This is a genomic window from Pseudocoprococcus catus (assembly GCF_019734885.1).
GTDB lineage: Bacteria > Bacillota > Clostridia > Lachnospirales > Lachnospiraceae > Coprococcus_A > Coprococcus_A catus.
Window position 1 is genome coordinate 1 of the sequence record NZ_JAAXCM010000028.1, and the last position, 11,186, is coordinate 11,186.

Sequence of the window (11,186 nt, forward strand, 5' to 3'; positions counted from 1 at the left end):
AGTCTATTTTGATCAAACAGCATTCCATATAAAATTTCTTCTATTTCATCGCTATCAAAAAGTACCAATTGTCTTGCTAATGTTAACCTGACATCTATATTTTTGTCACTTGCAAGCATCGAAAGAATACTTATATTTTTTTTTACCGATTCATTATCCATATTTTCCAAACTATCAATAAACGTTATCTTTTCTCTAATATTTTTAAATCTCATTTTCACCTTATTAATAATGGCTTTTTCTTTTTTGTTTATTGCGCAACTCCCTAGCCTTTTCTCCCTTTTTATAACGTTGCCTTTCTTTCGGAGATAATGACTTATCCCTTGCTCTTCTAGATACTTCCTTATCAGATAAATTTGCCACCCCTGAATCTCTTATGTTTTGCTTCCCACCTTTCGATTTTTTCAGAAACCTTTTTAGTAACTGTATAAGCCGTATATGATATGATTTTATATCCTAAATATTTGTTGTGACTATGTTGTAAACGGTAGAACCTAAGTACCTTGAAAAATATCAGGCTGCTTCTGCAGCCATACTATTTTTCAAGGTACTTAGGTTCTACCGTTTACCTTTCATTGGTCACAGAGTCTATTGTCTCTTTTGTCATCCCTGCTTTTAATTTATATTAAAAATTCTCTCTCCAAGGTGGTGTTTTCAATTCATCTCCTGATGTTTCTACATTCCATTCTCTTAATTTTTCTGCCAAGACAGCTTCGTCTACCCGGCCAACAAAACTTCCATCCGCTTCAGGTTTAATGGACTTTTTTCCAACGGGTATCGCAAGTAGCAAATACGGATTAATAAATTGATAAATCCCCGGCGATATACCTTGTCCCTGTATATACTTAAATCTCGATAAAATAACTGCCTTTTTATAATTGCGATATCCATTATAATGATTAACACGTTTAGTATTAAAATCATTCCAGTCATAATTTTTTATTCTCTTCCCCCTTTTTACAATCACTCCATCCTTACTCAATATCAATATTTCATTAGCCACCGAGCACGCACGAAATATCACAAGTGCAATTGAAAACCAAAACATGTACATACCGTCATCAGGAAATATAATTCCCATTAGTATACACAAAATCCCTATTGCTATACTTGAAACTACATCATCTTTATATGGTTTTACAACCAAGCTGTCTTTTTTCTCATCCACAACATGTACCTCAATCTTTATATTTTATCGTAACTTTTCCCATCTAGTATATAATTTTCCATGATATAAATATTTCCAAACATGATAAATATGTCCTCCTTTTCGTATCCACTTGTCAAATACTTTTCTTGGCCTCATATTTCTCATATAATTATTCTTTTTACTATTTCTATTCCTTGAAAAAATAGTACTTTTATGGCTAGATGATGCAGCTGTACTTATCGCAGAAGACATACCTGTGTATCCTGTATTAACTACTAAATCAATACTACCAGTAGCAAGAACATTCCCTGCCACTATCTTCCCTTCATCAACTAAAGGAAGTGAAGCTAAATCTCCAATCCCTGACGCTGAAAAAAGTGCTGCTATACCACCGCTTACTAATGATGCGCCCAAATTCGCACCACTCCGATAAGCTACTGCCCCTACATAAATACCATTTGCGGCTGCTCCAATGTATTTTCGCCAATCCCTATAACCACCACATATACCACCTACTGCACCAAGCACAGCTGCAACTGCGACATCCTTGACACCAAATTCTTGTCCCATTGCCCGTGCAATGATAAAGGAGGCTGCCACATTAACAGCTGCCCCAAGCGCTGCACTGACTAGCCATGTAGCAATTTGACCTTCTTCATCAACCTTTATAATCGGATTATTATCACAATATAAATACAAATTTTTATTAGACAGATTCGCATGAGTATCTATCAACACATCTTCATCATCTGCACTGATAAACCTGCAAATCTCCGGCTGATAATAACGACTCTTCAGATAATACATCCCTGTCTCATCATCATAGTAGTAGCCCTTATATCTGTAAGGATTATCCTTACCAAGTGTATCTGCCATGCTGCCTGTGATGCTGATCAGTTTACCCCAGCTGTCATACCTGTAGTTTACTACAGCCCCGCCATTGGCGTCAACCAGTCCTGTGATGCACATCAGACCATCCCGGATATAATAGTAATCCGCGCCCTTATATCGGATGGCCATCAGCTGGCCGCTGCCGTCATACAGGTAATGCTGCCATACGCCGTTCTTCTTCTTTGCCAGGATACTGCCGCCTGCTGTCAGGTATTCCGTTTTCACGTCGTTCACTATCTTAGATGTTCGGATGCCGGATGCATCATAAGTATAGGCTGTTGTGCACTTGCTGCCATTTCTCTTAATAGATGACAAACGACCCAGTTTATCAAATGGCTTCTCGATTTCAGCCTTGAATTTATTTTAGGTTTATTTTTAACTCCGTAAATATGTACCCCGCTAAGAAACGGGGCATAAAAACATTTTAGATTTTCTCCTTCCAAGGCGGAATCTCCTCTGGTTTGTTATCCTCCAATTCAACATGCCATTCCGCCATCTTCTCCATAAAATTTTTTTCGTTTACCGTTAAATAATAAATGTCTTTTTCATCATTTTCTTTGTCTTCCTCATCAAAAAAAATATATATTATATTTAATGGTCTAAAAAAATGAATTAATTCTTCTATAAGGAGATCTCCTTGCCCAATCCCCCCAGAATAACCGATATGTTCTGTAAACGGATTATTCCAACTCGAATTTTTCTTAATAATAGACGGAGAAAAAACCACACCTTTTCTTGACTTTCTGTCATATAGCTCATACTCTTTTTTCATATACACAATACGTTTCGTTTGCAGCTGCTCCCATGTATATTCTCTTTTAATTATATTTTTACACCAGGAAATACAACATCCTTCCTCATTAAGTGAAACCGTTCCACCACTATGTATTGCTTTTACCAAAAAAGCAAAGCCTAATGCAATGTCTATAATAGCCAATAATATTTTATATGATGACTCCACTTTATCTCCTGGAATCATCATTAACCACAATGCGGTAACTGTTATTATCCCTACAATTATTATTCCTTTTACTTCCGTTTTGTTTGGTTTTATAATCATATCAATTTTTTCTTTTAAATACATCATAAATTTTAATATACTCAGCTTTAGTAGTGGTATTGCCACACTTAAATATACGTGGTCTACACATATTCCCCAACTATCATTTCCACATGTTTGTACTGGCATTTCCATCACGTATGGATAAATTTTTATTGTTCCATTAGCTCCGCCTCCTATGCTTTGAAACTAGTTTGTGATACTATTCTCATTTTAACACAGGAGGCTTTTTGACAGAATATGCCACTTTTTCGTTTAATTTATTCTCCTCAGCAAATCTTAGGGCTAGTCCCTTCATCTAGACAGTATTCCTTATTCTTTAACCTCTCTCCTACAACTTTTACGATCATTAAAGACTTACGCATATCTTCTATCATATATATCTACTCGTTCCGTATATTTTTTTCCATTTTTTTCATAATCATAAATCAAAGTTCTTATACAAGTATACTATTTTATTTTTCACTTTCCTGCAATTCCTCGGCCAGATATGGAAACATACTGACAGACCTTTTCAGGATGCCCTGCATATAGGCAATGGCGATGCCGTAGTTAGTGATCGGCACATCCTGATCAACAGCACATTTCATCCGATAGCGGACCTCGCGCTCATTCAGCATACAGCCTCCGCAATGAATAATCAGTGCATATTTCGACAGATCTTCCGGAAATTCTCTGCCGGAACACAGCTCAATATTCAGCTTTTTGCCTGTATAATTCTTCAACCATCTCGGAATCTTGACACTGCCGATATCATCACACTGACGATGATGGGTGCAGCCCTCTGCGATCAGTACCGTATCTCCGTCCTTCAGATTCTCCACTGCGGCAATCCCTCGGACAGCTGTATCCAGAAGCCCCTTATGTCTGGCCATCAAAATAGAAAAAGATGTCAGCGGAATGGTTTCCGGTACATCCGCAGATACCTTTGCAAAAACCTGACTATCCGTGATAACAATGGCCGGCGGTTCTTTGAATTTCTCCAAAGTCTCCCTCAATTCATATTCCTTGACACAGACAGCTGCGCCTTCCGCCTCCAGAATATCCCTGATAACCTGCTGCTGAGGCAGGATCAGACGTCCCTTCGGTGCCGCCTTGTCTATTGGAATAACAAGAACAGCCATATCTCCCGGATGCATCAGATCACCCACCAGCATCAGTTTGTTTTCTTCTGTCTTGCCGATGGCTGCAATCTTCTCTTTTAATGCTTCAATCTCTATCTTCTCTGTGGCACTGACATAAATTTCATTTTCTTTGGCTTCCGGGTGTTCCGGCCTCAAATCGCATTTATTCCAGACAAGCAGCCATGGAATCTCCTTCTGTCGAAAAATCTCGATCAATTCTCTGTCGCAGTCTTTCAGCCCCTCTGTACAATCCGCCACCAGCACAGCCACATCGGATTTATTCAAAATCTGCCTGGTCTTTCGGATCCTCAATTCGCCAAGTGCGCCTTCATCATCAAAACCCGGAGTATCTATGATGACAACCGGTCCGATTGGAAGCAATTCCATTGCCTTGCTGACAGGGTCTGTTGTGGTTCCCCTTGTATCGGATACAACAGCCAGTTCCTGTCCTGTCACAGTATTGACCAGGCTGGATTTCCCCGCATTTCTTCGTCCAAAAAAGCCTATATGTACACGTTCACCTGACGGTGTTTCATTCAGTCCCATCTCTTGTCCTCCTTAAACTCAAATGAGGTCGGCAAATCCCGGCATCTGCTTTATTTTCTTCAAATAGATTCTTCCCGAAAAAGCAATATGCGGCAATTCATAGAACTGCGCATCCTTTGGGCAGATCGGCCGATACAGCGGGTCCGCCGCAATGATTCCTGCATCCTTCAGCTTTTCTTCCATCATCTCTTCACCGCAGACAGCTTCATCTCCTGGAGCCAGCAATCCTTCTGTTTCTTCCAGCGGACACAATACACGAACGGATCTGCCATACTGAAGTTCAATGGCTGCCGCCAGAGATCCCATTGTCACCGGTTCACCGATCAACGTAATCTCCGCCTGGTGTCTTGTATTCTCCTCAGCCTTATTGGCATCTTGAAGATTCTCTGACACCTTTCTGCAGGCTGCATAAACAACATTGTCCGCAGGCTCCTGTGCTGCTTCTGTTTCGGACAAATGTCTCGTCTGCGCATTTTTTTCTATCTCTGACGCTGCAAAGCCCTTTGCACTGCTGACGGCCGCTTCCATTGCTTCTGACAATTTCTCCGTGAAACGGCCAACCGGTGCTCCAACCACATAAGGTGTACCGAATTTTCTCTGCAATACTTTGGCTGCCCGAAGCCCCACAGATGAAACAACCACATTCACTGCTGCATCTGCAGATTTCGACAGCTGGTCCAAAGAATCTCCCATGGCCCACATGCTGTTGATCTGCCAGCCGTATTGCTCCAGACTATGCTTCATCGTTTCTGCATGATCAAGAGGCCCGAAATCCAGCGGCGTAACCCCCAGCAGATTCACCCGGCGATGATCCCTTTCATTTTCAATTCCTGCTTCAGCCTTGTCATTCCTGCAATCAGCCGGATAGAACCCCTCACACCTATCTTCATTTACAAAATGTTCTGCAATGGCTTCCAAAGCCATACCTGCCCCATGCACATAATCATGCATGCCGTTTGTAGGCACTGCAAAGGTCGGAATACCCGTATCCTGCTCTGTTACCTCTGCAATGGCCGGAAAATCCGTGCCGTTCATATAGGGGATCGGCGAACTGGCCAGGGCAATAAAGCGTGGTTTCAATTCGGATGCCGCTTCTTCGATATCATGGATAAACTTCTCATCATTTCCCATGATCGCATCGATTTCTGTCAAACCTGAGATAAAGATCAGACTGTCCTCATCATACCATCTGATCTCATCATGGGTATTATACGTCGAATTGCATCCCGAAGGATCGTGCATCACTGTCATACCGCCCAATTCATAAAGGGCTGAACAGACGCCGGATACATCGGCTGTATAAATCGGTATTATTCGATATGCCTGTCTCATATGCAACTTTCGCACCCCCATCCTTTGCGGATCACAAGATCCGGTGTCTCTTTTTCTTCACGGGCTGCCTCAACCATCAGATGTGCCAGACGCCGGATTCCGTCAAAGCCATACAAGCCCGCACCCTGTACCATGTTGACAAAATGTCTGCTGCCTGTAAACCAGGCCGCTTTCTGCCCCAATGCCAGCATCTCCCGCTCCGTTTTTCTCGGAAGGACACGCATTTTCACCTGCACAGTTGCAAGCAACATCAACTCAGGCGCATGCTGCTGAAGCCATTTGAAATCATTTTCCTCCTCAGGGCTGATGGCATCCAGATAAATCCGTTCTACATAAAAGCCATGGGAAATCAAAAGTCTTGCCAATCCCATAGGTCTCGGATGAAACGTCCCGTCTATGGCGATCGGCCAGTCTCCAACTTCCAGAAGTGCCTCATGAAGTGCTGCTTCACAGCTCTCTTTTTCACCTTCATAATCCAGAACACCCAGAAGCTCCATTGACTCTGATAATGCTTCCAGCTGCCCGATGATCTCATCATAATCAAAACAGGAAGGCATATACATAAATGGCCGCCCCAGTCTCTCTGCCGCCCATTCCGTACCGGCTTTTCCTGACGGATAACAGTTCAGCATCATCCGGCAGTCTGACAGAGAAAGATAATCTTCCCAGGACTCACAAACCGGGGACTCTTTAATCCGATAATCATTACATCTGAGCAATCTCTTGAGATCTGATGTCTCGTCCAGTGCAAAATCGCTGCCTAGGATAGATATTCTTCGCTGCCCTTCTTCTGTTACTGTTCCTTTCTTCAAAGGATCATACATGGACAAACGCAGCTTTTGATCCGGTGTCAGACCACTCTTTCGCATGATCGGATCCATAAAACATCTGACAAAACAGATTTCAGGAAATCGTTTTCCCAGTTCATCGTAGATTCTCTCAAGATCGCTGCCCAGGAAATGATGCAGACAAACTGTAAACAGAAAAACCGCTTTCGGCTTTTGTTCCAATCTCTCGATCACATCCGCCACACCTTCGATGGTAATATCTTCCAGATTGCCGTTCAGCAAATGCTCTTCCTTGAGGATAACAAAGGAAAAACGTTCCGCCTCATTCATCTCTGCCGCTGTTAAAACAACACCACGCATACAGTTATCGGCACAGACGTAGATCTGATGGGCCCCCGGCACCTGCATGCCGGTGTGAACGATATTCCATGTTCCATGTACCGGCGAATTAAATTCCAGTTCCGATGCAAATGGCGCCGGAAATTCCGCATCTTTGATGGCAGTCGCCGCTCCCTTTGGATCAACTGTTTCACCCAGTCTTTTCAACATAAAACGGCCTCCTTCTATTCTCTCTCTTCACACACAGCCAGTATCTGCTCCGCCAGTTTCCTGTACTCATCTGCCATTTCACTGTCAGGAAAAGCCTCCAGAAGGATCTGCTGCTGCTCCTCCGCCAGAAGTACCTGTTCACTGCGGGATAAAGTACCCACTACAGATGTCTTAAAATCATGTGCCAGTTCCGCCACTTTTTCGTCTTCACGCTTAACGTTTCTGCGATTAAGGATCAAGCCTCCCAGAGATGCATAGCCTCTGTTTTTGAAGTTGTCGATGGCCATGGCAATATTGGCCGCAGCATGGATAGACATATTTTCCCCTGAAGTAACGATAAATACTTTATCCGCATAGCCTTTTCGCATCGGCATGGTAAAGCCGCCGCAGACAACATCCCCAAGAACATCATAAAGCACAACATCCGGCTGATAAACCTCATAGGCTCCCTTTTCCTTCAGCTTCTCCAGTGCCGTGATAATACCGCGTCCGGCACAGCCCATCCCCGGTGTCGGGCCACCTGCTTCCACACAGACGACGCCGCCGAATCCGATGCGAACCATATCTTCTAATTCAAAATCATTTTTGCGCTGATTCACCAGCTCCAGTACAGTCGGTACGGCTTCACCATGTCTCAGCTGCATGGTTGAATCCGCCTTCGGGTCACAGCCGATCTGCATAACTTTCAGCCCTTTTTCCGCTAATGCGGCAGCCACATTCGAAACAGTGGTTGATTTGCCGATACCGCCTTTTCCATATACAGCAATCTTAATCATTCTATCTTCTCCGCTTTCATTGCGCTGTTTAAAACTTTTGTATAAACTACGGTTCTAATTCTCTTTTGAAACAACATTGGAATACGCCGTTTTGACGGATACGCCTTTCAGCCGGCCGATTTTGCCGGACAACGTACTGATGATATCCTGCGGCGCATCGATTGCAATGCTGATAATACTGATCCCTTTGTCACGATAAGGGATTCCCATGCGTCCGATAATATATTTGGCTGCACCGTGTAAAAGTTCATTCACTTCCTGTGCCGCACTGCCATCTTCTATAATAATCGCAATGACTGCCACTCTCGTTTCCATTTTTTTCTCCATATTGACTCCATTTAGTCGGCTATGACCAGATCAAAAATCTGACCCTCCGTCCGAATTTTCAATCACTCGCCGATCAGTGACTGTTAGCAGATTCTCGGAAGCAGCTCACCGCCCGGCTGAGGCAGCAGCGCCTGTGTACCAATCTCTGTTGTCATCACTACATGTCCCGGCTGTTCCTCCGTAACTTCACCAATAATGGCCGCATCCTTTGAATATGGACACTGTCTCAGTACTTCGACAATCTTTTCTGCTTCTGACTTAGGCGCCATGATCACCAGACGGCCTTCACATGCCAGATAAAGCGGTTCAAGACCAAGCATGCCGCAGACACCCTTGACTTCCGGTGCCACCGGCACATCCGCTGCATTCAAACGAATGCCAACCTTGCTCTGTCCTGCGATTTCATAAAGAACTGTACCAACGCCGCCTCTTGTGGCATCACGGATCACATGGACATCTTTTGTGGCATTTAATACAGATTCGACTGTAGGCCACAATGGTGCACAGTCACTGGTTACATCTGCATCGATGCCGAAATCTTCTCTTGCCAGCAGTATCGTACATCCATGTCGGCCGATATCACCTGTTACAATAATAGCATCTCCCGGTTTGGCATAGTCGCCGGATGTGCTGACACCATCAAGAATTTCTCCAACACCTGTTGTCGTAATAAAGACACCGTCCACCTGACCTTTTCCGGCAACCTTCGTATCACCGGATACAATGCGGACACCGGCCTCTTTGGCTGTTTTCTCCATCGCACCTGCGATCTCTTCCAGTTTCTCCATCGGAAAACCTTCTTCAATAACAAAGGCACAGGAAAGATATAACGGTTTTGCACCCATACATGCCAGATCATTCACCGTACCACAGATGGATAATTTGCCGATATTGCCGCCAGGGAAAAAGGCCGGCGATACAATAAAACCATCTGTTGACATGGCAATCTTTCCTTTTGGAGCCGGAAGAACAGCAGCGTCATCCGCTGTCAGATCCGGATTTGAAAAATGTGCTTTAAATACTTCATCAATCAGTTCAGATGTCTGCTTGCCGCCGGCACCGTGAGCCATTGTAACTGTTTTATTATTCATCAGAAATGTCTCCTTTTGCATGATTCTCATATGTATGTCATAGAATTTTGTAACTGTTCAGAGCCAAGCAAAATTTCAAAAAACAGGTATAAAATGCTTGCATTTTTAAGACTGTTTTTGAAATTTTATTTGGCGGATACGCCACACCGACGAAATGCGTAGCATTTTGGAAGTTGGCTCTGAACAGTTATAATATTTTTTATTTTAGCTGTACTGATAGTAAGCGGAACAGGCCCCTTCATTGGATACCATACAGGCACCAATCGGATGCTGAGGCGTACAGCCTTTGCCAAATACCTTGCAGTCCGACGGCTTGCATTTACCCTGAAGAACATCCCCGCATCGACAGGCCGGATTGCTTCGTCCTTTCATCTCAGGCACATGGAACTTCTTTCTCGCATCGTAGGCTTCCCATTCTTTTTTCAGACACAGGCCTGAATTCGGAATAATGCCCAGTCCGCGCCATTCTGTATCACAATTCTCCATCATATCTGCCACCAGCTTCTGTGCCTCTCGGCTGCCTTCCCGTGTCACCACTCTCGGATAAGCATTGACAAAAAACGGTTTGCCCTCCTGGAATTTAACCAGGGCCACCGCCAATGCTGTCAGTAATTCTTTGGCTGTAAAACCTGCCACAACACCGCTGACGCCTTCATCCACCAGTGATTCACACAATTCCGTACCTGTAATGGCATTGACATGTCCCGGATAAAGGAAAACATCCGCACTGCCTTTCAGTGCTGCATAAGCACCCGGCATCGTCTTATTGGCCACCAACAGCGCGAAGTTCGTCAATCCATCCTCCGATGCCTTTCTTACAGCCAGACAGCTGGCCGGTGTCGTTGTCTCAAAACCAACAGCCAGAAAAACAACCTGCTCTTCCGGATGATCCTTAGCGTACTGCTCTGCATCCACCGGGGAATACACAATTCGTACTTTTGCACCCTTTTCTCTCGCACCGGCAAGACTCATCTCCGTTCCAGGCACACGGACCAGGTCACCAAATGTACAGATTGTCACACCGCATTCCAAGGCCAGATAAACGGCCTCATCAATGAAGCCCACCTGTGTGACACAAACCGGACATCCCGGTCCTGAAATCAATTCTACCTGTTTCGGCAGGAGCTTTCGGATACCCAGTCTGAAAATCTCATGAGTATGGGTACCGCACACCTCCATAATCCTCACAGGCGGTCCGTCATAGCCTTCTATTATCTCTCTCGCCGTTTTCTTCTTCTCTTCACTCATCAGAATAAATCCTCCAGCACCTGATCTGTTTCACTGTCATCCTCATCCGTAATCTTGGCAATGGCCACACCGGCATGAACCATGACATAATCTCCCGGCTCCAGATCTTCAATCAGCTGGGAAGAAATCTCACGTTTAGCACCGCCCGCATCAATAATTGCAACACCATCATTAATTTTAACAACTTTCGCTGATAAACCTACACACATACTCAAAACTCCTTTCGCTTCACTATCGACCGGTATTTGCAAATATATTTTTAGACAACATATAAAATTATCAGATCACTGCAGGCACGCTCTCG

Annotated in this window: 13 protein-coding genes; all 13 read right to left on the minus strand. The window is 44.0% G+C overall.

The window, feature by feature from the left end; all coding sequences use genetic code 11:
- Window positions 1–215, minus strand: a 215-nt coding sequence (locus tag HED67_RS06990; RefSeq protein WP_221717852.1) for a hypothetical protein, incomplete at its 3' end; no start/stop codon positions are given.
- A 10-nt stretch (window positions 216–225) separates the two neighbouring features.
- Window positions 226–363 (minus strand): hypothetical protein, encoded by a 138-nt coding sequence (locus HED67_RS06995; RefSeq protein WP_221717853.1) that lies wholly within the window; start codon window positions 361–363, stop codon window positions 226–228.
- A 262-nt stretch (window positions 364–625) separates the two neighbouring features.
- Entirely contained in the window at window positions 626–1,168 is a 543-nt protein-coding gene (locus HED67_RS07000; protein ID WP_221717854.1) for a hypothetical protein, read from the minus strand.
- Window positions 1,169–1,192: 24 nt separating this feature from the next.
- Entirely contained in the window at window positions 1,193–2,356 is a 1,164-nt protein-coding gene (locus tag HED67_RS07005; RefSeq protein ID WP_221717855.1) for an RHS repeat domain-containing protein, read from the minus strand.
- Window positions 2,357–2,465: 109 nt separating this feature from the next.
- Window positions 2,466–3,230, minus strand: coding sequence for a hypothetical protein (locus HED67_RS07010; protein ID WP_221717856.1), 765 nt, complete (start codon window positions 3,228–3,230; stop codon window positions 2,466–2,468).
- A 326-nt stretch (window positions 3,231–3,556) separates the two neighbouring features.
- On the minus strand, window positions 3,557–4,771 hold the full coding sequence (gene hydF / locus HED67_RS07015) for a [FeFe] hydrogenase H-cluster maturation GTPase HydF (protein WP_221717857.1): 1,215 nt from the start codon (window positions 4,769–4,771) through the stop codon (window positions 3,557–3,559).
- Between the two features lie 18 nt (window positions 4,772–4,789).
- Complete coding sequence (locus HED67_RS07020; protein ID WP_221717882.1) at window positions 4,790–6,103, minus strand: nitrogenase component 1; 1,314 nt, start codon at window positions 6,101–6,103, stop codon at window positions 4,790–4,792.
- Window positions 6,100–7,440, minus strand: a complete 1,341-nt coding sequence (locus HED67_RS07025; protein WP_221717858.1) for a nitrogenase component 1 — start codon at window positions 7,438–7,440, stop codon at window positions 6,100–6,102. Before HED67_RS07025 ends, HED67_RS07020 begins: the two co-directional genes overlap by 4 nt.
- Window positions 7,441–7,454: 14 nt before the next feature.
- On the minus strand, window positions 7,455–8,216 hold the full coding sequence (locus HED67_RS07030) for a nitrogenase iron protein NifH (RefSeq protein ID WP_221717859.1): 762 nt from the start codon (window positions 8,214–8,216) through the stop codon (window positions 7,455–7,457).
- Window positions 8,217–8,270: 54 nt separating this feature from the next.
- Window positions 8,271–8,531 (minus strand): TM1266 family iron-only hydrogenase system putative regulator, encoded by a 261-nt coding sequence (locus HED67_RS07035; protein ID WP_178440478.1) that lies wholly within the window; start codon window positions 8,529–8,531, stop codon window positions 8,271–8,273.
- A 95-nt stretch (window positions 8,532–8,626) separates the two neighbouring features.
- The gene (gene hypE, locus HED67_RS07040) at window positions 8,627–9,634 is read right to left on the minus strand and encodes a hydrogenase expression/formation protein HypE (RefSeq protein WP_015514835.1); all 1,008 of its coding nucleotides are present in this window, start codon (window positions 9,632–9,634) and stop codon (window positions 8,627–8,629) included.
- A 204-nt stretch (window positions 9,635–9,838) separates the two neighbouring features.
- Complete coding sequence (hypD, locus tag HED67_RS07045) at window positions 9,839–10,882, minus strand: hydrogenase formation protein HypD (RefSeq protein WP_221717860.1); 1,044 nt, start codon at window positions 10,880–10,882, stop codon at window positions 9,839–9,841.
- The gene (locus tag HED67_RS07050; protein WP_117541686.1) at window positions 10,882–11,091 is read right to left on the minus strand and encodes a HypC/HybG/HupF family hydrogenase formation chaperone; all 210 of its coding nucleotides are present in this window, start codon (window positions 11,089–11,091) and stop codon (window positions 10,882–10,884) included. The genes hypD and HED67_RS07050 overlap by 1 nt, the downstream gene beginning before the upstream one ends.
- Window positions 11,092–11,186 lie beyond the last annotated feature (95 nt).